21 protein-coding genes are annotated in these 24,096 nt (G+C 66.8%); 6 read left to right on the forward strand and 15 right to left on the reverse strand.

Features of this window, described 5'->3' with window-relative positions:
* Positions 1 to 41: 41 nt before the first annotated feature.
* The 8 genes from NQK35_RS07785 to NQK35_RS07820 all read right to left on the reverse strand — a co-directional run bounded on the left by NQK35_RS07785 (position 42) and on the right by NQK35_RS07820 (position 7,055).
* Positions 42 to 710: a DUF4853 domain-containing protein gene (locus tag NQK35_RS07785; RefSeq protein ID WP_257113783.1), complete on the reverse strand. Its 669-nt coding sequence runs from the start codon at positions 708 to 710 to the stop codon at positions 42 to 44.
* Positions 707 to 1,390: a DUF4853 domain-containing protein gene (locus tag NQK35_RS07790; protein ID WP_257113784.1), complete on the reverse strand. Its 684-nt coding sequence runs from the start codon at positions 1,388 to 1,390 to the stop codon at positions 707 to 709. Before NQK35_RS07790 ends, NQK35_RS07785 begins: the two co-directional genes overlap by 4 nt.
* Before the next feature lie 4 nt (positions 1,391 to 1,394).
* On the reverse strand, positions 1,395 to 2,063 hold the full coding sequence (locus NQK35_RS07795; protein WP_048742841.1) for a DUF4853 domain-containing protein: 669 nt from the start codon (positions 2,061 to 2,063) through the stop codon (positions 1,395 to 1,397).
* Positions 2,064 to 2,068: 5 nt separating this feature from the next.
* Positions 2,069 to 2,731 (reverse strand): DUF4853 domain-containing protein, encoded by a 663-nt coding sequence (locus NQK35_RS07800; RefSeq protein WP_257113785.1) that lies wholly within the window; start codon positions 2,729 to 2,731, stop codon positions 2,069 to 2,071.
* Positions 2,728 to 4,413 carry an alpha/beta hydrolase family protein gene (locus NQK35_RS07805; protein WP_257113786.1) on the reverse strand — a complete coding sequence of 562 codons (1,686 nt, stop codon included), beginning with the start codon at positions 4,411 to 4,413 and terminating at the stop codon, positions 2,728 to 2,730. The genes NQK35_RS07800 and NQK35_RS07805 overlap by 4 nt, the downstream gene beginning before the upstream one ends.
* Entirely contained in the window at positions 4,413 to 4,763 is a 351-nt protein-coding gene (locus NQK35_RS07810; protein WP_257113787.1) for a hypothetical protein, read from the reverse strand. Before NQK35_RS07810 ends, NQK35_RS07805 begins: the two co-directional genes overlap by 1 nt.
* Before the next feature lie 130 nt (positions 4,764 to 4,893).
* Positions 4,894 to 5,571 carry a pyridine nucleotide-disulfide oxidoreductase gene (locus tag NQK35_RS07815; RefSeq protein ID WP_257113788.1) on the reverse strand — a complete coding sequence of 226 codons (678 nt, stop codon included), beginning with the start codon at positions 5,569 to 5,571 and terminating at the stop codon, positions 4,894 to 4,896.
* A complete protein-coding gene (locus NQK35_RS07820; RefSeq protein WP_257113789.1) occupies positions 5,568 to 7,055 on the reverse strand; it encodes a lysophospholipase in 1,488 nt (495 codons plus the stop codon). The genes NQK35_RS07815 and NQK35_RS07820 overlap by 4 nt, the downstream gene beginning before the upstream one ends.
* A gap of 146 nt (positions 7,056 to 7,201) precedes the next feature.
* Between NQK35_RS07820 and NQK35_RS07825 the strand changes: the two genes are divergently transcribed.
* The 4 genes from NQK35_RS07825 (at position 7,202) to NQK35_RS07840 (ending at position 12,118) form a co-directional block, all read left to right on the forward strand.
* Positions 7,202 to 7,492 (forward strand): metal-sensitive transcriptional regulator, encoded by a 291-nt coding sequence (locus NQK35_RS07825; RefSeq protein WP_009212947.1) that lies wholly within the window; start codon positions 7,202 to 7,204, stop codon positions 7,490 to 7,492.
* 15 nt (positions 7,493 to 7,507) lie between these two features.
* Entirely contained in the window at positions 7,508 to 7,753 is a 246-nt protein-coding gene (locus NQK35_RS07830) for a heavy-metal-associated domain-containing protein (RefSeq protein ID WP_009212946.1), read from the forward strand.
* Between the two features lie 84 nt (positions 7,754 to 7,837).
* Complete coding sequence (locus NQK35_RS07835; RefSeq protein WP_257113790.1) at positions 7,838 to 10,438, forward strand: HAD-IC family P-type ATPase; 2,601 nt, start codon at positions 7,838 to 7,840, stop codon at positions 10,436 to 10,438.
* 489 nt (positions 10,439 to 10,927) lie between these two features.
* Complete coding sequence (locus NQK35_RS07840; protein WP_257113791.1) at positions 10,928 to 12,118, forward strand: MFS transporter; 1,191 nt, start codon at positions 10,928 to 10,930, stop codon at positions 12,116 to 12,118.
* Positions 12,119 to 12,583: 465 nt separating this feature from the next.
* Here NQK35_RS07840 and NQK35_RS07845 read toward each other — a convergent pair whose 3' ends face one another.
* The 5 genes from NQK35_RS07845 to NQK35_RS07865 form a co-directional block, all read right to left on the reverse strand.
* Positions 12,584 to 14,245 carry a DUF2079 domain-containing protein gene (locus tag NQK35_RS07845; protein ID WP_257113792.1) on the reverse strand — a complete coding sequence of 554 codons (1,662 nt, stop codon included), beginning with the start codon at positions 14,243 to 14,245 and terminating at the stop codon, positions 12,584 to 12,586.
* The gene (locus tag NQK35_RS07850) at positions 14,242 to 15,171 is read right to left on the reverse strand and encodes a glycosyltransferase family 2 protein (protein ID WP_257113793.1); all 930 of its coding nucleotides are present in this window, start codon (positions 15,169 to 15,171) and stop codon (positions 14,242 to 14,244) included. Before NQK35_RS07850 ends, NQK35_RS07845 begins: the two co-directional genes overlap by 4 nt.
* A 91-nt stretch (positions 15,172 to 15,262) precedes the next feature.
* Entirely contained in the window at positions 15,263 to 16,144 is an 882-nt protein-coding gene (locus NQK35_RS07855; RefSeq protein ID WP_009212941.1) for a DUF5926 family protein, read from the reverse strand.
* Positions 16,145 to 16,509: 365 nt separating this feature from the next.
* Positions 16,510 to 18,129 (reverse strand): xylulokinase, encoded by a 1,620-nt coding sequence (locus NQK35_RS07860; protein ID WP_257113794.1) that lies wholly within the window; start codon positions 18,127 to 18,129, stop codon positions 16,510 to 16,512.
* A 153-nt stretch (positions 18,130 to 18,282) separates the two neighbouring features.
* Positions 18,283 to 18,879: a TetR/AcrR family transcriptional regulator gene (locus NQK35_RS07865; RefSeq protein WP_257113795.1), complete on the reverse strand. Its 597-nt coding sequence runs from the start codon at positions 18,877 to 18,879 to the stop codon at positions 18,283 to 18,285.
* Between the two features lie 127 nt (positions 18,880 to 19,006).
* Between NQK35_RS07865 and NQK35_RS07870 the strand changes: the two genes are divergently transcribed.
* A complete protein-coding gene (locus NQK35_RS07870) occupies positions 19,007 to 20,167 on the forward strand; it encodes an alpha/beta fold hydrolase (RefSeq protein ID WP_257113796.1) in 1,161 nt (386 codons plus the stop codon).
* On the opposite strand, the gene NQK35_RS07875 is transcribed toward NQK35_RS07870, so the two are convergent.
* Both NQK35_RS07875 and serS read right to left on the reverse strand, forming a co-directional pair.
* Positions 20,142 to 21,053 carry an HAD family hydrolase gene (locus tag NQK35_RS07875; RefSeq protein ID WP_257113797.1) on the reverse strand — a complete coding sequence of 304 codons (912 nt, stop codon included), beginning with the start codon at positions 21,051 to 21,053 and terminating at the stop codon, positions 20,142 to 20,144. The genes NQK35_RS07870 and NQK35_RS07875 overlap by 26 nt on opposite strands.
* Complete coding sequence (serS, locus tag NQK35_RS07880; RefSeq protein ID WP_009212936.1) at positions 21,053 to 22,327, reverse strand: serine--tRNA ligase; 1,275 nt, start codon at positions 22,325 to 22,327, stop codon at positions 21,053 to 21,055. The genes NQK35_RS07875 and serS overlap by 1 nt, the downstream gene beginning before the upstream one ends.
* Positions 22,328 to 22,763: 436 nt before the next feature.
* Here serS and NQK35_RS07885 point away from each other — a divergent pair, with 436 nt between their 5' ends.
* On the forward strand, positions 22,764 to 24,077 hold the full coding sequence (locus NQK35_RS07885; protein WP_257113798.1) for a diacylglycerol/lipid kinase family protein: 1,314 nt from the start codon (positions 22,764 to 22,766) through the stop codon (positions 24,075 to 24,077).
* Positions 24,078 to 24,096: the final 19 nt, after the last annotated feature.

Below are 24,096 nucleotides of genomic sequence, written 5' to 3' on the forward strand. Positions count from 1 at the left end.
CCGTGCCGTTTCTTCGCCTCCCGACGAGGCCGGGGCGGGGGTTACGAGCCCGACTGGGCACCGGACTGGGGGGTGACGTGAACACCCGGGGTGAGCGTGGGAAGGGGGTGCAGGTCCGGATCCGTGTTGTCGCTGACCGTCACGTGCACGCCCGGGAACGCCTCCCCCACGGAAGGCAGAACGAACTGACCGGGATCATCCAGGGGCTTATTCGTCGGCAAACACGCGGAGCGCGACCTCACGGCGATAAAGTCCTCCGAAAACTTGAACTCGACGAGGCCACCATATTTGTCGATCAGCCGAATATCCCGAGTAGCATCCCTATCGATTTGCTTGTCAACCTGCACGGCCACCGCCCAATCGGGCTTGTTTTCTGTCACCAGTTTCTCGAGTCGCTCAAAGGACATCGACGGAGCTACCGTCGTGTAGCCAACCACCCGATACCCCTGGGTATCACCGCTGCCGCACACCTGCACATACGGCAGGCCCATCACCGTTAGCTCACCGCCGGTCTCGGCAGCCACCGGCACAGCCACACTCGATATCTCCGGCAGCTGACGGCTTATGTACTCTTCAATGCTCACACGCTCAGGAAAGGGAACGAACTCAGCATCGCGCGACTTTGCTGCATGACACCCACCCAACACGGCCACCACCACGACGCACCACGCACCCACGCGTACTGGGGTCCATTTCTTTGTCATGTTCATTCCCCCGTCTGCGCTCCGGACTGAATCCCCGACTGCGGACGCAACTCAGGATTCTCACCGCCGTTATCGTCATAGGCCCGCACGATTGTCAGATTCGGAAACATCTCTTCGGGGCTAGGCAGCGGATAAGACGAGCGCGGAGTGTCCGGATCGAGAGGCTGGGACGGGAACATACACCCCGAATACAAACTAATGATAATGCGGTCCTGAGCCTCGTGGTGATAGAAAATCAGACTATTCCCGTAGCCATCCCCGACAGCAACAGAGCGAGAGTTGAGTTTATCTCTGCGTACCGGATCCCACGAATAGCCGAAGCCGTTACGCTGCGCCCCCTCAACGACAATCCGGCGCAAATCCTCATAATCGATCGTAGGAATAACCATCGAATCCCAATGGATATCCATATCGGTCGTATCCGTCGTCAAGCAACCGTCGACTCGATTCTTGCCACCGACTTCTAGCACGCCACCGGACTCGACAACGACCTCCTCGATGATGCCCAGATACCGGGGCAGGGTATCCCTGATGTGAACCTCCGTCGTCTGCCCCTCAGAGATCGGGATACTCCCACTGCCGCGCCCAAAATACAGGTCAGCATCATCCGACAGCCCCGGCACACACGCCGCCATAAGCAACGAAGCACAGGCAGCACTCGCCGCCGTCACCCACCGAGAACCCATGCCGTCACTCCCCCGACTGGGCGCCGCTCTGGGCGCCAGGCTGTGGGTCGGCTTGGTCACCGAGAGTGAGCGTGGGAAGGGGGTGCAGGTCCGGGTTCGTGTTATCGCTGACCGTCACGGGCACACCCGGGAACGCCTCCTCCACCGACGGCAGAACGAACTGACCGGGATCATTCAGGGCATGAGAGGTGGGCAGGCACGAGGAGTAGGAACTCATCTCGATACCGGTCTCGGTGTACTTGAACTCAGCCGAATTGCCGTCGTTGTCCGTGAAGTAAATTCTCCGACTTCCATCATTCCGAAAATCGTTTTGTACCCACAGACCAGACACACCATCACGCCGGTGGGCCCTGACAACCTCCTCAAGCCGATCAAAAGAGATCTGCGGAGCCACCGTGCTGTAGCCAAAAACCCGATAACCCTGCAAACCGCTGATCCCGCACGCCTGCACGTAGGGCAGGCCCATCACCTTCAACTCACCACCAGTCTCAGCGGCCACCTGCACAGCCATGCGCGACAGCTCCGGAAGCTGACGGCTCATGTACTCCTCGAAGCTCACACGCTGAGGAAAGGGAACAAGTTCACCCTTGCGAGGCATCGCCGCATCCCACCCGTACAACGTGGCCGCCACCACGACCGCGGCAAGACCAACACGCGCTGGCGTCCACTTCATCGCCCTCAACTCCCCGACTGCTGCTCAGAATCCGTCGCCACATGACGGAAAATCAATGGATTCTTCTGCTTATCAGCGTCGTACGCGTCAACGATCGTTAAGAGAGGGAACATCTCTTGCGCAGTTGGAATCGCAAATTGGCCGTGGATGTCCCTTGAACGCAAAGAAGGCAGGCATCCGGAGGAAAATTGGACAAAGATAACGTCATTCTCGAAGTGATCAAACAACAGAGAATTGCCATCCTGGTCGCTCAAACCGACGCTGCGTATGTGTCGCTCATCCCGAGGAACAGGATCAGACGTATACAGGTAGCCGTAGCGCTGAGCAGCTTCTCCGACAATCCTGCGCAGATCTTCATATTCGATCAGCGGAAGATTAAAGCGGACCGCACGAATCTCGTATCCATTGACTTCTGACCGACAGGGTTGAGTCTCCGAGTGGCCAACGTCAGCGATGACTCCTCCCGCTTCCAATGCGACCTCCTCGATGATGCGCATGTACCGAGGCATCGCATCGCTGACAAAGGCCTCCAACGTCTGGCGTTCAGCTGCGGGAACGCTCCCGCTATCCGGATAGGGAGGAGCGTCCGGCAGCCCCAGGATGCAACCCGACAGAAGCAGCGAGGCGCTGCCGGCACCCAGCAGAGTGACCAACCGTTTCTGACTCATTGCTTTTTCTTCTTATCTGCGATGACCTCACCAATGTCTTCGAGCGAGTAGTTATGTTCATTCGATTTCGCCCTATAGAAATACGCGGAGTGATTCGCATATTTGTCGGCGTTTGGATCTGAGTTGTATCCATCTCCCCCAGTCGCGTCACCCGAGAGATGCCCGATGCCCTCCAGCTCCTTGGGGTCACGCCCAAAGGTCCCATCGGGCCCCATTCCCTGAACCGCGTCGTGTAGCGGAATCGCCGAGACCCACGTATGTTCGGGGTCTACCCCCAGCGTCCCGACAGAATTCACCGCTGATCCCGGGGAACCCGTATACACGAAGTCATCGACAACGTCTGCTCCAATATCACGCATCGCAAAGCCGCCCGTCAGGGAGCCGTAAGAATGTGTGACCGGAGTTTGGTGCACGTCCATTCCCCGCTCTGAGCGCCACGAGTGAATTCCTGTCAGGAAGCCGTTCAGCTTCTGGCCTCCCACCTGCGCTTTACCCGGGAACGCAACAGACGGGTCCCATGTCTCCTTTGGATCTGGCGGCGCTTCGTAGCCCATCCACGCGACCGCTGCGACACTTCCTTTTTCCGCATCACCCGCGATCTCCGCTGCTTCGATCAGGTTCCGCGCATACCCCAAGTTGAGGTCAGTACTCCTACGACACGACGTGGTCATGCCAGGAACGAAGGTCGTTACATGCTTCGCGTTATCGACATCTCCGATGGCAATTGCGGCACGAACATTCTCGCCAAGCTCCCCCGGCTCAAGGGTAAAGAGCCTCAACTCACTATCATTTCGGAGATTCCTGTCAAGTGCTTGAAGATCCGCCAAGCGATTACGGAGACCCTCGTGCCGCTGGCCGAGGAACGGTGATAGCGGTATTCCAGCGTTGTGCAATGCCTCAATCTGTTCCTCCACCTTTCTGAGCTCATTCTCGGTTTTCTCAATCAGACTTGTCCCAGGAATACGATTTCCCGCAGCATCAATGCGTCCGTTCAACACGAGATCGTTCGCCTTTGCTCGCGACGCCATGTCGATACCGTTGAGATTGCCGTACTTTTCGGGATTCTTGTTGATGAGCGCCTCACGCTCGGACTCCGACAGGAGCGCCCACCACACGGAGACCTCCTCGGGACTCCACGAGGGGTCGGCGTCGTCGGCCAAGCCCGCAGAGGCCGAGTGGCGGCCCTCGGACATAGCGTACTTTCCATCGGCCAGAGCCTTGTATCGGGACCCTACAGTATCCTCCGCCTCGGTCGCAATCTTAATCGCGTCGGCAATGGTGTCTAAGAGTTCGTCATATTTACACTGAGCCACCGTGGTTTTTTCCCGTTCGGGTATGTTCCACTTGATGTACCCAGATTCCGTGATCTCAGCACCGATCTCCGCCGCGACCTCCCATGCAGACTTACGCTTTGCCACCACCCGACTCACGTACCCGTGCAGCTCCGCTGTCGCCAGTGCGTACTCGGTGAGTTCGTTGAGGCGCGAGTCCAGCTTGTCCTGGATCTCGGTGAGCCGCTGGCGCATCCGGTCGGGTGCCTCGCCCTGAGATCGGATGTCGTTCGCGGCGTGTTCGAGGTCGGCGATGATCTCGCGCGCCTCACGCACCTCGGCCTCGATGAGGTCCTCGGCCTCGATGATGGCGTTGTGGTCCCAGCTCTGAATGTCCGCCCAGGTTGCCATTACTGTTCCTCCCTCATGCGCAGCAGGTCATCCATCGTCATCGCCGGGCCACCGTGGGTGGTCTGTTGGAAGCTCACCGTCGTGGCATTCTCATTCTCGTTATAGGCGTTGATCGAGTCGTTGACGGACTGGGAAAAATCGTCCAGGTCACGCGTCAGCGCAATGACCGCGTCATCGATCGTCTCTCCGGCGCCGCGCCCCTGTCCTGCGAGCGGGCTCCCGCCAACCCCGGAGGAAATGGAGTCGCCCGCCGTCGCGACGGTCACCGACTGCAGTCTGCCAGACAGGTCTCTCGTGCGGTCACGCAGGACTTCGAGGTCCCCCTCTTCGATGACAAGATCGCCGGCCACTGTGTCCCCTCTCGCGCATAACCATAGCGCCAGGACCAACACTATCAAACGGTCAAGAAGCGAACAAGAGCGTCGGGGACCGCCTCGCACGCGGTCGCCCGGCCCGTTCGGCGACGCCCGGCCTCAGCGCTCACGGCCTCCACGCGGGGTCGCACTCGGGCGGCCCGTAGCGGTGGTACAGCTCGTCGGGGCGGGCGATCTCGTCGGCGAAGCCGAGGGCGCTCATGTCGGCGACCGTGTCGGTCTGCGCGCCGGAGGCCTCGAGATCACCGCCTTCGTCGTGGGCGACGAGGACCCGGGCACGCACGCTCACCGGCGCCATCTCGGGGTTGTTCCACGCGGCGCGCGTGATAGCGTCCAGCGCCTGCGCAGCAGCGGTCGCGTCGACCAGGGTGTCCCCCGCGGGCACGACCACGTCGATGGACACCAGGGAGGGGCGCCCGAAACCCTCGCCCACTTCGACATTGATGGCTCGCCGAGCACGCCGGGCTCTCCCCGGCCTCCCCGCCCCACCCTCGTACGTTAACCCGCTGGAAGGGGCCTCGGCGCCGGAGGCTGGGAAGCGGGACTCGAGGGCGGCGGAGGCAAGGTCCGCGAAGCGCTGCGTGCGCCCGGTTCCGCGCGTGGAGGCCAGCGCCCGCCACGCGATGCCCGCGCCGATCGCGCCGACGCCGAGGGCACCGATGACCAGCGGCCCCGAGATCTGCGGGAGGCGTCCGCGCAGTCCAGCGGCCGCCACCTTGTTGACGGGGGTCGAGACGCGCATCCATCGGCGCACCTCGCGCAGGGGGGCGTTGGGGTCGGTCATGACCTGTCCTTTCGATAGGCGAGGAGCGCACGAAGGAATGCTCCCAGGGACGTCCCGCGGCGCGGCGAGCGCGAACGAGCGACTCGCGGCAGGCGCGGGACCGTGGCCACGTAGTCGATGGGGTAGGTGGTGGGTTCGTACGATCCTCTGTGCTCCAACGCGGCCACCGTATTCCACGTGTTGTCGGCGGTGGGGGTCAGGAGGTCCTGCCAGATCTCGTAGTGCATGACGCGCGTGGCCTCCCCGGGGGTAGGCAGGAAGTCCTGCAGGGCCGCCATCGACGAGGCGAGCCTGCCCCACGGGGTGACGCGCACCTTGCGTTCGAGGAGCCGCACCGTCTCCGTGTACGTCGACGAGGAGTGCGCGTAATACAGGGGGCGATTCCGGGGCCGCACGAGGCTCCGCCCCACCGCGACGCGTCGGTCGGGGGCGCGGTCGGGCGAGCCGTCCATGCTGGGCACGACGTCCTGGTCGTGGGTGATGGCGACGGTGACCACGTCGGGGCGCACCCGGATCCTGCGGTTGGGTCCACCCGTGGACAGGATTCCCACGATGTTGACCTCTGCCTCGTGCGGGGGGACGGACGCCAGCGCGGCCGCGACGATCCCGCCCTGGGAGTGACCGCAGACGAAGACGGGTTGGCGCGCCCTTTCCTCGGCGGGCACACCGTCTCGTTCCATGGCGGCGTGCAGCGCGCGCACGACACCGACACTCATGGACGCCTCCAGTCCGAGCATGAGGCGAATGTTGGCCTCGATGTCGGCGGGGTTGTGGGTGGAGCGGAAGGTCATGGACTCCGTCCCGACCAGAGACATGAGCCAGCGCCGAGCTTCCCCCTCGCCGACACGCGTGATCTTCACGGCGGGTCCCAGGGTGCGCGACCAGTAGAGCTCGTCAATGTCGGCGCACATATCGGACAGGGTCTCGGGGGCATCCACGCGGCGGATCTGAGCCTCGGGGTGATCGGGCAGCGGGGGCTGGAAGGGCGGGTCGGCGGCGGAGTCACGCAGGAGGGCAACGTGAACGGCGCCGCCTCGCAGGGCGCCAACGGCGGTGCCGACGGTGAGCATTCCCGTCATGAGGGCGTCGTATCCGCGCTTCGGGATGAGGGGACGCATGCGGGCCATGCGCCCGTCTTTGTCCGCGCCAACTGCGACGACGAGGCGCGCCCACGCACGCCCGACGGTGGCGGTTCGGCGCGCCACGTGGGAGAGGGAGCGGATGAGGAGGGTGTCCAGGCCCGGGGCGTCGAAGAAGATCCTCTGAGACTTCTCGCTGATCGCGGTTCCCATGGCGTCGGAGAGGGATCGCGCCCGTCCCCGCAGGTTATCGGGCAGAACGGAGATTTCGGCGAGGGCGCCGACGGCGACCGTAGCTGCGAGGGCGGGCAGAATGGGGGCGACTTTGAGGCGCAGGTAGAGGCCGGGGTACGCCTGCGGCACGCGGCGCATCGCGTGGTAGCGCCGACGCGGGCGTCGCTTCATATCCCCTCCTCACCTGTGTCCTCTCCCCACCCTACGGTGGGCGAGGCCTCGTCGCGCCACTTTGGGGAATGCGTGTCGCAAGCTCCACAGGGAGTGTCACCACACTCCCCTTGACACCTATACCCCCTAGGGGTACTCTCTTTTCTATGGGCAACGAGCACGGCTACCACGGCAACACCGAGAACCACCTCGCACGCCTGCGCCGCATCGAAGGACAGGTGCGCGGCCTGCAGCGCATGATCTCGCAGGGCGACTACTGCATCGACATCCTCACGCAGGTCTCCGCCGCCCAGTCCGCGCTCGACTCCGTGGCAGTCAACCTACTCAAAGACCACATGAACCACTGCGTCGTCACAGCGGCGCGCGAATCCGACGAGGCCGCGCAGGCCAAAGTCGACGAGGCGGCCGCGGCCATCGCTCGCCTCATCAAGTCCTAACCTCAAGGAGAAAACATGAGCACCGAGATCGACCGCACCATCGAGTTGTCCGTCGACGGCATGACCTGCGGGCACTGCGTCATGAGCGTCACCGAGGAACTCACGGAGCTCCCGGGCGTCAAGAACGTCGAGGTCATCCTCAACTCGGGCGGAACCTCCAAGGTCACCGTCCTGACCGACAAGGCGCTTGAGGACTCCGCGCTCGGCGACGCGGTCTCCGAGGCCGGCTTCACGCTGGTTGGCGTCTCGCGCGACTTCTGAGGTTTTTCACACCTCACCGACGAGGTCGGGGCACTTTCCCGGCCTCGTTTCCTTTCATCTGATACATACCCCCGGAGGGTACCCATGTCCACTGATTCCGTGACCCCCAACCGTACAACTACCGCCTCTTCGCACGAGGCAGCCCAGGCCTCGTCCCCCACCCCCCAGGTGGGCGAGGGCACCCGCGCCCATGCCGCCGACCTGCGCGCTCGCCTCATCGTCTCCGCGCCGCTGGGCATTGCCGCGATGCTGCTGTCGATGATTCCCGCCTGGCAGTTCACGGGGTGGCAGTGGGTCGTCGCGGCCGCCTCGATCCCGGTGGTCACGTGGGGGGCGTGGCCCTTCCACCGGGCGGCCTTCGCGGCGGGTCGCCACGGGTCGACCACAATGGACACCCTGGTATCGCTCGGCGTCATCGCCTCGACGCTGTGGAGCTGGTGGGCGCTCCTGTGGGGTGGCGCCGGCATGCTCGGCATGCGCATGCAGATGAGCCTGATCCCACGCGCGGCGCACGCCGGGCACGCCGAGATCTACTTCGAGGGCGCGTGCATGATCGTCGTGTTCCTCCTGACGGGACGCTACATGGAGGCGCGCGCACGCTACCGCGCGGGCGACGCGCTGCGCTCGCTGCTGAGCATGGGCGCGAAGGAGGCGACGCTCATCAGCGTTGATCCCGCGACCGGCCAGCGCACCGAGGAGGTCGTTCCCGCCTCGTCCCTGCAGGTCGGCGATCTTTTCGCCGTGCGCCCGGGCGAGAAGGTGGCGACCGACGGCGTCATCGTCGAGGGTTCCTCCGCCCTGGACACCTCCCTCCTCACGGGCGAGTCCGTGCCCGTGGACGCCGCCCCCGGCGACGCGGTGACGGGCGCGACCGTCAACACGTGGGGTTCCCTGCTGGTGCGCGCCACGCGGGTCGGCTCGGACACGACGCTGTCCCAGATCGGACGCATGGTCGCCGAGGCCCAGGCCGGCAAGGCCCCTGTCCAGCGCCTCGCGGACCAGATCTCGGGTGTCTTCGTGCCGGTGGTGATCGCGGTGTCGCTCGCGACCCTGGTCGGGTGGCTGCTCACGGGCGGCGGCGTGCAGGCCGCGTTCACGGCGGCCGTTGCCGTCCTGGTCGTGGCGTGCCCGTGCGCTCTGGGTCTGGCGACGCCGACCGCGATCCTCGTGGGGTCCGGGCGCGCCTCCCAGCTGGGGATCCTCATCAAGAACGCGGAAATTCTCGAGCAGACGCGCTCGATCGACACGATGCTGCTGGACAAGACCGGGACGGTGACGACCGGTGTCATGTCGCTGGAGTCCATTGTGGTGCCCGCGGGGCAGGACGAGGCCACCCCCACCGCGACACTGCCCGCGCAACTCGACGAGGCCTCGGCCCTGTCCCTCGCCGCATCCGTCGAGGCCCTCTCGGAACACCCGGTTGCCCGAGCGATCACGGCGGGCGCCACGGGCCGCGGCCTGGCGACCGAGCCCGTGACGGCGTTCGCGAATCAGCCCGGGCTCGGCGTCGTCGGCCTCACCGCCCGCGGCGGCGTGCTGGTCGGCCGCCCGTCGTGGCTGGCTTCCCTAGGCGTGGACGTGCCCGCTTCTCTCCTTGACGCCGTGCGCGAGGCCGAGACCTCGGGTGCCTCCGCGGTCGTCACGGCTCTCGCGCCAAACCTGGCTTCCGCGGCTTCCTCCTCCCCGGCGCCGGCAGCCACCACGCCCGAGGCGCCCGCGTCCGTCACGCTGCCCGGCCCGGACTTTGACCTACCGCTCGCGACGCTGACCATGAGCGTGGGGGGCATGACGTGCGCCTCGTGCGTACGCCGAGTCGAGCGCAAGCTCGGCAAGCTTGACGGCGTGAGCGCCGAGGTTAACCTCGCGACCGAGTCGGCGCGCATCACGCTGACCTCCCCGCACAGCGACGAGGAGCTCGAAGCCGTCGTCAGCGCCGCCGGATACTCCGGCACCGTCACCTCCCGTTCTGAGGCCGCATCCTCCGACGGCGCACCCGCGACTGGCGGCAGCGCGACCGGGGATACCGGTACCCCCACCCAGCCCGGCACCACCCCGGGCGCGGGCGAGCAGGAGGGGGCCCCGGCCTCGTCCCTGGTGATCCCCGAGCGCGTCGAGGGCCGCGCGATCGCCGCTTTGGTCGTGCGTGACACGGTGAAGGACTCCTCCGCAGAGGCGATCGCCGAGCTGCGCGAGCTGGGCATCGAGCCGATCCTGCTGACGGGCGACAACGAGGCGGCGGCGCGACACGTGGCAGACCAGGTCGGGATCGAGCGCGTCATTGCAGGCGTCCTGCCCGACGGCAAGCGCGACACTGTCGCCGCTCTTCAGGCCGAGGGTCGCACGGTCGCGATGGTGGGCGACGGCGTGAACGACGCGGCGGCCCTGGCGCAGGCAAGCTCGAAGGGCCTGGGCATCGCGATGGGTTCGGGCACGGACGTGGCGATCGAGGTCGCGGACATGACGCTCATGAACTCGTCGCTGACATCGGCGGCGACCGCGATTCGGGTGTCGCGCCGGACGCTGCGCATCATCAAGGAAAACCTGTTCTGGGCGTTCTTCTACAACGTCCTCATGGTGCCGCTCGCAATCGCTGGGCTCCTCTCCCCCATGCTGGCGAGCGCCGCGATGGCGTGCTCGTCGGTGTTCGTGGTCCTCAACTCGCTGCGCCTGCGCCGAGCACGGTAGGGTCGCACCGCGGGTGCCTCGGCGCCGCTCTGACACCCCGCGTGAAACCCGGACCACCCACGCACGACGCCCCAGGCCCGCTCTCACGCCCCGCGTGAAACCCGGACCGCCCCCGCACGGCGCCCCAGGCCCGCTCTCGCACCTCGCGTGAAACCCGGACCACCCACGCACGGTGCCTCGGCGCCGCTCTCGCACCTCGCGTGAAACCCGGACCACCCCCGCATGCCCGATTCACCCCATTTCGACGCATTCGGCGCCAGCAGGGGCGGTTTCGGTTTCACCGGACCGACGGGCCCTCCCCAGCAGGGGCGGCTCCGGTTTCACAACCACTTGCCAATCGGCAGAAGCCAGCATCACCGACATCAACCCGGTCGAGTCGGCACTAATCAGGGCTTACCCAGCCATGCAAGACTTTGCTCTTCTTTTAGAATCCTTATGTGATTTTATGTAATATCACAGCATGCTCAGGGAGGAGGCGATCAGTGCATCATGAAGCACCTGCGGACATGGCTCGCCGTCGCGGGAGTTGTCGCCATTGGCGATCAGGCGTTCTTTGTCGTCCTGAGCCTCTTTCTCCTCTCGTTCTACGGATCGGCGATTGCAGCTTCCTTCCTGACCGCCGCCTCGGTGACGCGGCTGTGTCTGATTCTTGCCGGAGGATACGCTGCGGACCGCTGGTCTCCCTACCGCTGTGTCCAGGTGGGGCTTGCATTACGCATCGTCGCTTTCCTTCTCGTCGGCTGTGACTCCCTGCAAGGCCCACATGTTCCCCTCCTGTCGTGCGGCATCGTTCTCTTCGGCGCGGGCGACGGTCTCTACCTGCCTTCTTCGGGCGCGCTCCTCAAGCGGCTGACTTCCCACGGGGACTTCTCCCGCACGATCTCCTGGGTCCAGGTCATCACGAGCGTCGCAACAGGACTCGCTGGCGCATCGAGCGGACTCAGCTTTGAAACCGTTCCCCTACACGCACTGTTTCTGACGTTTGCGCTCCTCGCAGCAGTCGCGCTCGCATTATTCTGCGCGATTCCAAACGTCGCCGCAGCAACACAAGCAGACGACCAACCCCCGCAGGCCCAGGCCCCTTCGATCGCTTCCGTCTCCCTCAGGGTCGTCATGGCGCGAAACGGGGGAATCGTCGCAATCGGCCTGATCACCGCCCTGCTCATCGACGCGTCACTGTCCGGTGTCATGAACATCGTGCTCCCAGCACGCTACCTTGAACTCGGATGGGGTGGAGGGACCTTTGGTGCCGCAGTGTGCGTCTTCGCCCTCGGCGGCATTGTCGGAGGACTCATCGCATCGCGCATTCCTAGCGACCGCACGAGCGCGCGCAATGCGGTCATCAACTGTGGGATCCTCGTGTTTGCCGCGCTTACCTGCGCCCAGTACATCGCGGTTTCGAGCTCACTATCGCTGCTCCTTGTCGCTGTTTCAGGTTTCGGCGCTGGAGTAGTCGCGCCGACTCTGATCGGCGACATCATGAACAGCACGCCCGAGTCGTTCGCTGGGCGCATTTACTCTGCTATCAACCTCGTGACCTACGGATCAGCGCCCGTCGCTTATGCGGCATGCGGATTCCTCATGACTCGTTTCTCGACCTCCGCGCCCTTCCTGGTTGGCGCGGCGTTGCTCGCACTCGGAGGACTCGCAAGGCTCATCGCGACATTCCGGTCTTCCTAGAGCACCAGGATAGCCCCATGCGTCGGCCGAAGGCACCCGCGTGAAACCCGGACCACCCCCGCATGGCGCCCCGGGCCCGCTCTCACACCGCGCGTGAAACCCGGACCACCCCCGCATGGCGCCCCGGGCCCGCTCTCACGCCCCGCGTGAAACCCGGACCACCCCTGTATGCCCGATTCACCCCATTTCGACGCATTCGGCGCCAGCAGGGGCGGTTTCGGTTTCACCGGACCAACAACCCCACGCCGCAGGGGCGGCTCCGGTTTCACGACCACCCCTTGAGCACCGCGCATGCCCACCCGAGTTCCCTCGCGAGCTAACCGCGCAAGCAGCAGCAAGCCGCCCACGCGACCCCGTTCGGGTGGAGCCGCGCCCGCAACAGCCGCGCCCGCCACGGCCATGCCCGCCACGGCCATGCACGCTGCGCCTCGGGCATGTCGCTGCCCAAACAGCCGGTGCCCACCCTTACGAGGTGCGTCGCGCGACGCGGAAGCCCTGCTTGGAATAAACCGTTTCGTAGGTGTGGCCGGGGTGGGCGGCGGCCGCCCATGCCTGGGCGTCGACGCTCGCACCACCCCACGCGTAGGAGCGGTCGTCGATGACGACGTACTGTGGCGGCTCCGCCATTGCCTGGGTTGTCCCAACCCAGTACACCTCGCGTCGCGGCACGAGCCTCGCGAGCAGCGTCGTGTCGGTTTCGACACTCACTCCGTCCGGAACTGCGGCGATCGCTTCCTCGGCGGCGCTCATGCGGGGGCTCTCGTGGAGGGAGGGCAGCTGCGAGAGCGGCAGGGACGTCCAGGTGAGGGCCAGGGACACGGTCGGAACGAGAGCCGCCACCCACGCGGCACGCCGCCAGGAGACGCCGAAGGATGATACGGTTCCGTCTCCGCCCGGGTCGGCCTCGTCGGGCGTACGCGCGCCTGCGCGGCCTCCCTCAAGGTCGGCGGCATCGGCCTCGTCGACGCCGCCACATCGGGTGCGGCTCGCAGGGGCATCCGGTTCATCGCCCCCGTCGCGGGCCGCCTCCTCGTCCGCGCGCGACTTGCCGAGGTGTGGATCGGTTGACCCCGACTCGTGCCCGCGCGTAATCCACCTGTTCATCACGTCGAGGAGGGCGCACGCCGCGATCGGAACGAGGACCGCGTTGTAGTGCCACGAGTCCCACACGTAGTAGGTGTCGACGGAACCGGCGAAGCGCCAGGCTAGCGTCGGCGCCGCGAGAGCAAACCAGGGGGAGGACGTGCCCGCCAGCCCGGCCCCGGCGGCGGCGACCAGCAGGGTCACCAGCTTCACGGGTGGATCGGCGAGGATGCCCCAGACCGAGGGAAGGGACCTCGCCGCGGTCGCGCCGCCCGTGGAGGTGCCCGCACCGGTCGCGGAGCCGTCAAGGGAGTAGGCCCACGTTCCCGCCGGATTCACTGCGGGAAGAAGAACCTTAACGGTCACCACAAAAGCAACGATACCGAACAGGGCGTACGCCAGGGAGCACAGGACGCCGGGCCGACCGTGGCCTCGGCGCCGCCACGCCATTGCCAGGCCGGCAACAAAGACCGTCAGCCCGAGGTCCTCCTTGACGAGGACAAGGGGTGCAAGCCACGCCATGCACGCTCCCCACCGCCTCTCCACGAATGCGACGCCCCCGAAGGCCAGCAGCGGAACGGCGCAGCACACCTCATGAAACTGGGCGGCGACGGCGCCCTGGAGGCCCCATCCCAGCCCGTACGTGATGCCGACCAGCAGGGCGCCACCCCGGCCGAGCAGGCGCTGGGAGAGGCGCGCGATCGGAAGCACCGACACCGCGAGCAACACGTCCTGGGCAACCAGGAGAGTCAGGGCCGACGGAAAGATCCGATAGACCGGACCGAGGAGCGCCAGGATCGGGTGAAAGTGGTCCCCGAGGAGGTTGTAGCCCGGACTTTTGATGGGAACGATGGGCGCCTCGAAGCGCGAGTACGCCTGGATTGCCTCGGTGAAGATACCCAGGTCCCAGGAGGGGACGACGAGGGCGCGCCACTGGGCGAGCGAGTAGCACACGTAGAGGGTGCCGACCGCGAGCGCAACCGCCGCGGGAACACCCCAGGCGGAGACGATGCCCGGGATCCTCGCTCGGCTTGCGCGCCTCACCCAACCATCTCCGCGGGCCGGGTACCACCGCCCGATGCGGGGCTGTCGGAGTCGCGGGAGCCAGCCTGCGCTCCGGAAGCTCGGCTCACGCGCGCCGCGTCGGCTGGCGACGCGGCGGCATCGTCGGAGTCATCACCGGAGGAGGCGGGGGCCGGGTAGGGCACTCCGATGCCCTGTTCGTGGGCGGCGGGGCGCTTGGAGCGCGCGTTGGAGTGGAACCCCTGGAAGACGGTGGCCAGCAGCGCATCGACCATCCGCGCGGGACGGTTGAGGGACCCCAGCGAGCGATCGGCTCCCGAGTGGGCGAAGTTGCAGGGAACCTCCATGACGGACAGCCCGGCCCGCAGAACGTTGATGGTCATGGCGGCCTCGAGGACGTAGCGCCCGCTGAAGGGCATGGCCGCGTCGATGGCCTCGCGCGTCAGGCAGCGCTGGTAGCTGAGGGGGTAGTGGCAGTACCAGCCGGTCTTTCGACGAATGAGCCTGCGAGCGACGCCGGGGCCGAAGCCGGAGTACTCGCGTTCCCGCGCGGGCACCGCGATCGCCATGTCTGCCTGCCCGGCGGAGACTGCCTCGACCAGGGCGGTGGCTTCGACGGCTGACTCCCCGAGGTCGGGCGAAAGGAGGAGGATGTGTCGAGGCGGGCCGTCGGGGCGGTCGCGCATGGCGGCGACCTTCACGCCGGTTTCGATGGCCGAGGCGCGGCCGCGCTCAACGGAGTGACGCACGACGACGGCGCCGGCCGCTCGGGCAGCGCGCCCCGTGTCATCGGTGGATCCGTCGTCAACGACAATGAGGAGGTCAACGCCGGGGATGGCGCGGCAGGCGCGCACGGTGGCGGCGACGACGCGGCCAACGTTGTGTGCAGCGATGACGGCGGCGACGCGCTGAGGCTGGGAACCACGGGACCCACTGCGATAGTTCACAACTAACATTCTACGGGCGGCGGGGCGTTGGTGCGCCCCGCCGCCCGTAATGTGAGCGACAAGCCTAGTTAAACAACAGGCAAAATCGCGCTCAGCGGATGGTGACGGCGCGCGAGACCAGGCCCTGACGTGCGCGACGCTCCTTGTCGTCCAGCCGCTCGGTCACGGTCAGCGCCTCCGCGAGGGCCTTGGCCAGCGCCTGCGTGCCCGGCGCAACGTCGGTTGCGCTCGCACCCTCGGGCAGCTCGAAGACGGGAACAATCAGTCCGCACGCGCGGAAAGACCCGACGTATCGGGATCCCTCGCCGACGTTAGCCTCTCCCCGCGCGGCCAAGCGCGCCAGGGCGTCGAAGAGCTTCGCCTCCTCGTTGTCGGTCAGGAGGCGCACGAAGTTGCGGTTCATCTCGCACCAGTAGGCGCCGGGGACTCCGGGCACGGGTTCGGTGGGGATGATCTCGTCGCGGTTCTGATCCAGCGCTCGGCGCGTCTGGTCGTCGATCTCCTCGGCGGGATCGAACCAGAAGGAGAAGTCCTCTTCGAGCTTCATCTCCGTGAAGCCATCGGTGTCGACGATGTCCTGGAGGCGCTCGGAAGGCTCGCGCACGTCAACGGAGATGACGCCCTCGTCACCGGCTTCCTTCGCGGCGATCGCTGCCAGCAGGGCGGCGCCCGCGTCGTGGCTGAGGTCCGCCGAGTTCGAACGCGTCTGCAGAGCCACCAGAATCCGCCCGTCGGGGCGCACCATGGCGGGGTGACCCTCGGGAAGAAGGGTGACGAAGTCGAACTCGACGCCGCCGTGGTCGGCGTCGGTGCGTGCGGTCAGCGTGGCCGCCGGGATGAGCTCGCGCATGGCGACCAGCTCGATCTCCTTCGGCAGGCCCTCGTAGGGGCGGGCGACGAAGGGGATCGGCGGGCGGTACGCCTTGAGCTTGGCGGGATCGGTGACCTTCTTGCGGCGGCTAGCTTTACCCATGTGAGTATCCTAGCGGGTTTCGCGGGCGTGACGAGGTTGCGGCCGGGTGAGCCAACCGTCTCACCCGGCCGGTTCGGTTTCTCTCCGGCACGCAGACCCACGAGGTGGCTAGGCTGAACTGCTGCTCAGGCGAGCACCCGCGTGAAGCTGTCCCGCACGCAGACCCACGAGGTGGCGACCTGAACCCACAAGGTGGCAGATGGGCGCGGGCGCCCACGCTCCACCAGGTGGGTTAACCTGCGCATCGGCGGGTTAACCATGCCAGCTACCGGGTCGCGCCGCCATCCGCAACCCCGTACCCGCGCCACCACTCATGCGCCCGCTCTGACACCCGCGCGCCACTCACGCACCTTTGACACCTCCGCTCACCGAAGGGGTGCGCCGAGCGCGGTGGCCTCGACGCCGCCCAGGCCGGTTCGGTAGGCCTCCAGGAAACGCTCGTACCCGGCCGCGCCCTCGGGGGTGGGAGCCAGCGTCGTCACGGAAGCGTCGGCAAAGACGCGGTCTCGCAGGTACTCAACGAGGGCCTGCGGCGCACCCCCACGCTCGGCCATCGCGACGCATGCGCTGCGATACCGGGCAAGCACGGCGATGCCCCAGGCACCACCCTCGCCCGCGGTATCACCGACGGAGACGGGAATTTCAAGCGCGTCGGCGAGGATCTGCTGGGCGACACGGGGGGTCTTGAACAGGCCGCCGTGGGCGAAGAGCGAGTCGAGGCGCACGCCCTCCTCGGCGAGGATGTCGACACCGATGCGCACGGCCGCGAAGACGCTCATGAGCTGGGCGCGAACCGCGTTGGCCAGGGTGACTCGCGCCTTCGGCGTGTGGGTGAAGAGGGGCTGCGCGGCGGTCAAGCCGACAAGCGGTTCGGCGGAGAGCGTGTTGTAGGCGACCACCCCGCCCGCATCCTCGTCGCCCGTCAGGGCGTGCTCGTAGAGGGCGTCGTAGACGGCGGGCGTGGGCACGTCGGCTCCGATGAGACGCGCGAAGGAGGCGAACATGGCGACCCATGCATCGAGTTCGGAGGCGCCGTTGTTGGAGTGGACCATGGCGACGGGTGAGCCATCGGGCGTGGTCACCATATCGAGTTCGGTGTGCAGCCCGGACAGGGCATTGTCCAAGACCGCCATGAGGAACACGGAGGTGCCGCACGAGATGTTGCCGGTGCGCTTGGCGATGGCATTCGTCGCGATCATGCCGGTTCCCGCGTCTCCCTCGGGCGGGCACAGGGGGATGCCGGGCTGCAGGGTTCCCGTCGGGTCGATGAGAGCCGCGCCGGCGGGGGTGAGCGTCCCCGCGTCCTCTCCGGCGCACAGCACGGTCGGCAGGAGGTCACGCAGCCGCCACGGTACCCGGTCGGCAACCAGCTCCTCGTACGCCTCGATCATGGAGCTGTCGTAGGTGAGCGTCGCCGAGTCGATGGGGAACATTCCGGAGGCGTCACCCACGCCGAGAACCGCCCTGCCGGTGAGCTGGTGGTGGACCCAACCGGCCAGGGTGGTCAGGCGGGCGACCTCGCCAATCCGATCCTCACCATCCAGGACCCCCTGGTGAAGGTGGGCGATGGACCAGCGCAGGGGAATATTGAAGGAGAACAGGCGCGTGAGCTCGTTTGCGGCGCGTCCCGTGTTGGTGTTGCGCCACGTTCGGAAGGGCGCAATTTGGCGGTCGTCGGCATCGAAGGCAAGGTAGCCGTGCATCATCGCCGAAACGCCGATGCAGCCGTAGGAGGTGGGGGTCGTTCCGTAGCGTTCACGCACGTCGGCGACGAGCGCGGCGTAGGCGTCGCGCAGCCCGTCGCGCACCTGATCCAGGGTGTAGGACCACAGCCCGTCACGCAGCTGGTTCTCCCACGAGTGGCCGCCGGTGGCCAGCACCTCGTGGTCGGGGCCGATGAGGACGGCTTTGATTCGGGTGGATCCAAACTCAATGCCGAGCGCGGTGTCGGAGGCTGCGATGGCGGCGCGGGGGTCGGTGGTCATGGGTTCTCCTTGGGTCATCATTGACGAGGCCTGGGGCCGACGTTGCGTTAACGATAGTACTCTTGCGCTCAGGCGGGTAGCGCCCGTCGCTCAGGTACCGAACGCACTGTTCGTTATCGTTCTTTTGCGACTGGTCACGGATCTACCGATGACCTACTGAGCGCCGAAGCTGCCGATGAATAGCTCGCGGGCACGGTCGATCGCGGCGAGCTCCTCGTCCGTGAGGGGCTTGGCGGATCCGCGCTCGATCAGGGTAAGGACGACCGAGGCGTAGATGTCCGAGGCCAGGGGCAGGACATGGTCGTCAATGCGTCCGGCGGCCCACCGCTTGAACACGGACCGGCACATCTGGCGCAGCCGCTCGCCGAGGTCGCAGTCTCCGTCCCCGTGAACGGACAGGAGCGTGGTCAGGGCGTGCCCGTTGCGGGCGTAGAAGTCGGCCAGGTGTCGGCTCACGGCGACGCCGTCTCCCCCGCCGAGCCACATCTCTTCAATGGCCGGCGTGATGTCCTCCAGGAGGAAGGACACCACTTCGGCCAGAAGGGCATTCTTGTCGGTGTAGTGGTCGTAGAAGGTGGTGCGCGAGACCATGGAGGCCTTGCAGATGTCGGTGACGCTCACGCGCGCGTAGGGCTTGGCGCGGCATGCGGCGACGAGTCCGGATCGGATCGCGCGCCGTGTCTTGCGGATGCGCAGGTCAAGGGTTTTCTCGGCGTCTCGTCCGTGCTTGTCGGCCGCTCGCAAGAACATGTTTCTCCGATCAATGTCTCTGCATCCGTGTCGCTATCCTACGCATACCGGATGGGCTGTCCGGTATCGAACACTCCATCCGTCATTGTGCTTTTCGCCATTCGGCCAAGCGCTCTATCCTCGAAGCATGTTCACGCACTACACCGGCAACCAACAGTTCGACCTCCAGCTGAACCGTTCCCTGGGCCCGATTCTGGATCGGCCGGGCATGGATCGATTGACACGCGTCCTTCCCCGCATCCGCAGCACTCGCCAGATCACGCAGCTCGCCGAGCGCCTGGCGTTGCGCTTCGATTCAGCGGGTGACGCGGCGGCCGCGTGGCGCCTGTACTCTCTAGCCGCCTTCTACCTGCCCGAGCACGACCCGCGCAAGCGCCGATTCATCGACGCCATGTCGCGTGAATTCGACGCCTCCCACGCTCACCTGGCGCTCAGCCGACACACGATTCCCTACGGCGACGCGGCACTCACAGCGATCCGTTGGGAGGCGGACTCAGCGGACCGCTCCCGCTTCCCCGAGGCGCCTGCCACCCTCGTCATGATGAATGGCTTCGACGGGTATGCGGAGGAGATCATAGGGTTCGCGGAGCACTTTTCTTCCCGCCCCTTCGACATCATCACCTTTGACGGCCCCGGTCAGGGGCACACGGCGCTGGCCGGGATGCCTCTGGAGCCAGCTTGGGAGCTCCCAACGAACGCGGTCCTGGACTACTTCGACCTGACGAGCGCGGCAGCCCTGGGGCTATCCTTCGGGGGTTACCTGGTGATGCGAGCCGCAGCCCACGTTCCGCGCATCAGCCACGTCATTGCCTTCGACATGATGTACCGACTGCTGGACGGGCTGACGATGCCTCTGCCCGCGCCTATCCGCCCGCTCGCGGCCTCGATAGTTGAGCGCGCACGCCCCGCGCGGCTGATCGACGCCGCGATGTCGATCGGCCCGCGCGCCAGCGCCGACCTCGCATGGAAGCTGCAGCAGGCGCGCACCCTGACGGGGCTGCGCAGGCCCAGCGACGTGCTGCGGGCGCTGGGGGCGTACACGATGGAGCCCCTGGCGGGCATGATCCGCCAGCCCTGCCTGGTGATGGCGGGAGACGCGGACCAGTACGTTCCGATCACACGCCTGTCCGACGTGCGTCGCATCCTTGCGGGGGCGGCCAGCCTTGACGTGGAGGTGTTCCACGAGGTGCAGGATCCGGATATGGCGCAGCATTGCCAGGTCGGGGACCTGGACCGCGCTTTCGCGATCATGGGCGACTGGCTCAGCGCCCCCCGCAGCGGTGCATGAGGGCGTGCATGACGGCGGCGGCCCCATCATTCTCGACGGCCGCGGTCACGTGGCGCGCGTGGGAGCGCACCTCGGCCGACGCGCCGCCCATGGCGACGCCGAAGGCCGCCCACTGGATCATCGCGATGTCGTTGGTGCCGTCCCCCACGGCGACCGTCCCGGCGCCGGGGACATCGAGGCGGACTCGCAGCTCCTCCAGGCCGCTGGCCTTCGTCACGCCTTTGGGTTCGATGTCCGCCCACGATGTCCAGCCGACGAAGACCTCGTGCGTGCGCGCCACGGCGAGGGAGGCCAGGACCGACTCGAAGTGGTCGCGGTCCATGCCGGGCTCGCGCACGACGACCTTCGGGGTGGGCGTGGAGGCCAGCTCCTCCATGGACACGACGCGACGGTCGGTTCCCTCGATTTCGTTGTTGGGGAAGGGCGCGGAGAGCAGCGTGTCGGGGTGAGGCATCGAGGCAAACACCGCCTCCGGGAGGGCGCCGGCGATCTCCGCCAGGACCGGACCGGGAACGAAGGTGTGTTCCTCGACGATCTCGCAGTCCCCGCCCCTGACCCGAACGAGGGTCGCGCCGTTATTGCACAGCGCCCACCCGTCCGTGAAGTCCAGGACCTCCAGGACGGGGGTGACCCCCTCGAGCGCGCGGCCCGTGGCGATGACCACCTGCGCACCCGCGGCGGACAGGCCGTGGATGCCCTCCAGGACACGCTCGGTCGCACCGGCGGGTGTCAGGATCGTGCCGTCGATATCGAGGGCAACGAGGACCTGGGAGACGTCAGCGGGAAAGCCGGGGGGCAGCGCGGCCTCGGCCTCGTCGCACAGGATCGCAAAGGGCCGCGCGGCCTCCCCGGAGGAGGGAACCGTCAGGAAGCGCTCATGGGTCATCACGCCACCGGGACCAGGACCTCGAGTCCTCCCAGGTAGGGACGCAGGGCCTCGGGCACGTAGACGGAGCCGTCGGCGCGCTGGTGGTTTTCGAGGATGGCGACGATCCAGCGGGTCGTGGCCAGCGTTCCGTTGAGGGTGGCGACCGGAGCCATGCCGCCCTCGCGGCGCTCGCGAATACCGAGCCGGCGGGCCTGGAAGGTCGTGCAATTCGAGGTCGACGTGACCTCCATGTAGCGCTCCTGGGTGGGCAGCCACGCCTCGCAGTCGAACTTGCGGGCGGCGGAGGTGCCCAGGTCGCCGGCCGCCGTGTCGATGACGCGATAGGGCAGCTCGACCTTGGCCAGCATCTCTTCCTCCCACGCAAGGAAACGCTGGTGCTCCTCGGCGGCGTCCTCGGGGCGGCAGTAGCTGAACATCTCGGCCTTGTTGAACTGGTGGACGCGGATGATCCCGCGGGTGTCCTTACCCGCCGAGCCGGCCTCGCGGCGGTAGCAGGTGGACCAGCCCATGTAGCGCTTGGGGCCGCCGCTCAGGTCGAGGATCTCGTCGGCGTGGTAGCCGGCGAGGGCCACCTCCGACGTGCCGGTCAGGTACAGGTCGTCGGCGGGCAGGTAGTAGATCTCGTCGGAGTGCTCGTTGAGGAAGCCGGTGCCTCCCATGACCTGGGGCGTCACCAGCGTCGGGGTCATCATCGGGACGAAGCCGTTGGCGAGCGCCTGGTCCATGGCCATCGTCATCAGGGCCAGCTCCAGGCGGGCACCGATGCCCTTGAGGTAGTAGAAGCGCGCGCCGGAGACCTTCGCCCCGCGCTTGGTATCGATCGCATCCAGCCCTTCCCCGATGGCCAGGTGATCCTTGGCCTCGAAGCCTTCGGCGGCGAAGTCGCGCGGGGTGGGACCCTCGTGGCGCAGGACCACGAAGTCTTCCTCGCCACCCACGGGGACGCCGTCGACGATGAGGTTGGGGAGCAGACGAGCCAGGCGGTCAGCCTCGGCGTCGGCGGCGCCCGCGCGACCCTCGGCTTCCTTCACCTGTTCGGCAAGTTCCTTGGCCTTGGCCAGGATTGCGGGGCGTTCTTCCTTCGAGGCGCGGCCCACGGACTTGGAGACCTCCTTCTGGGTGGCTCGCAGGTTCTCAAAGGCCTGCAGGGCCTCTCGGCGCTTCGCATCGGCCGCGATGATCTCGTCGACGAGGTCGGGGTTGGCTCCGCGGGCTCGCTGGGAGGCGCGGGCGGGTTCGGGGTTCTCACGCAGGGCACGCACATCAATCATGGGTCCATCCTATGCCAGGTGACCGCGCCGTGTCCCCCACCGCAGGGCGGGGGAAGGAGGAGGATCGCGCGGGCTCCCCAGGCGGCCCGTTCCTCCGCCGGGTGTTTGCAGCCCGGGCGACCCCGGGGGCCTCACGTCGGTGCAGCCGCCGCCCCAGCCCGCCCACCGGCACGGCGACACTCACATTCTATCGCGCCTGGCATACGCCACACCCCTCGTCCACCGGCACAGACGCTCGCGGCGAGAACCGGCGCCCCCACTTTCCCGACCAGCAGGTCAGGATTACTGAATAGTTATCCACCCTTGGGGCATAACCGTGTGGATAACTTCGACACACGGTCGCACCGACGGCGCCGAGCCGGGCCGAAGGACGACGAATCAGCATTCATCGGCCAATCCACAGCTTGTTCCCCGGCTGGAGCGATACCCTATACACATGGACGCATCGGCTTGGATACTGGGCGCGGCATGTGCCGTGGGTGCCATCGGAGTTGCTCGCGCGGCGACCACACTGACGCGTCGGCGCCGCAGGAGACGCGCGCTGGCTGTCCCCGCCTCGGCCGACGACCCATCGCGTGGCCGCCCGCGCCCGTGGGTCATCATGAACCCCTCCAAGCACGCCAACCCCGAGGCCTTCAAGGACCTCATCAACAAAGAGGCGGCAACCCTTGGAATCGACCACGTCCACTGGCTCGAAACCACGCCCGAGGACCCCGGCACCGGTCAGGCTGTGCGCGCACTCGACCTGGGTGCGTCAGTCGTCATCGCCGCGGGTGGGGACGGGACCGTGCGCGCGGTCGCGGCCGGGATGGCAGGGTCGGGCGTGCGCATGGGAATCATCCCCGTGGGAACGGGGAACGTCCTGGCAGGAAACCTGTCGATTCCCGAGGACCCCGCCCACGCCCTCGCGGTGGCACTGGGAGCCAATCACCGGTGCGTCGATCTCGCGTGGGTGCGGGTCGAGGGGATCCTCGAGGATTCGAAGTTACCGCCCGAGGGGGGGCTTCGCGCATCCGCACGCTCCTCGAAGGACAGCCACGCGACCGACACGAGCGCCTCGACCTCACGGCGAGAACCCCGCGCCGACGAGTACGCGTGCCTCGTGATCGCGGGCATGGGCTACGACGGGGCGACGATGGCGGACACGGACAGCGAATTGAAGAAGCGCATCGGGTGGATCGCCTACGTGTGGGCGGGCCTGGGGGCAATGGGAGTCCCGCGCATGAGGGCACATCTGACCCTCCACGCCCCCACCACTGCGGCGGCCGACCCGCTCGGGGTGGGGGACCAGATTTCGGGCACGCTCGTCGACCCGGCGCAGCCTTCTTGCCCCGAGGACAAGTCTCGGCGCAGGGACGAGGTGACGAGCGTGGAGGCTCGCTCCGTCATGTTCGCCAACGCCGGCGAACTCAAGGTCCTGGTGCTGGCCCCCGACGCTGACCTCTCCGACGGCCTCATCGACGTCGTCGCGGTGGACGCGCAGGCGGGTTTGCTCGGCTGGGCGAACGTGACCTGGAAGATGCTCGGCCAGCTGATCGGCCTGCGCCCGGTCAACCTGCCCCTATCGACGGGCACCCTCGCCTTCCGGCAAGCCCGGGGCGCGTCCGTGACCGCCGACGAGGCCCAGGTGTGTCAGGTGGACGGCGATCCGATCGGCGTCGCCCACACCATGCACATCCGCATGCAGGCCGGAGCACTCGACATTGCGGTTCCCGCCGAGCGCACGTGGATGGAGCTCCTGCCGAGCTGAGTACGGTTCGCGAGCCCCA

The sequence above is a fragment of the Schaalia odontolytica genome, from assembly GCF_024584435.1.
GTDB lineage: Bacteria > Actinomycetota > Actinomycetes > Actinomycetales > Actinomycetaceae > Pauljensenia.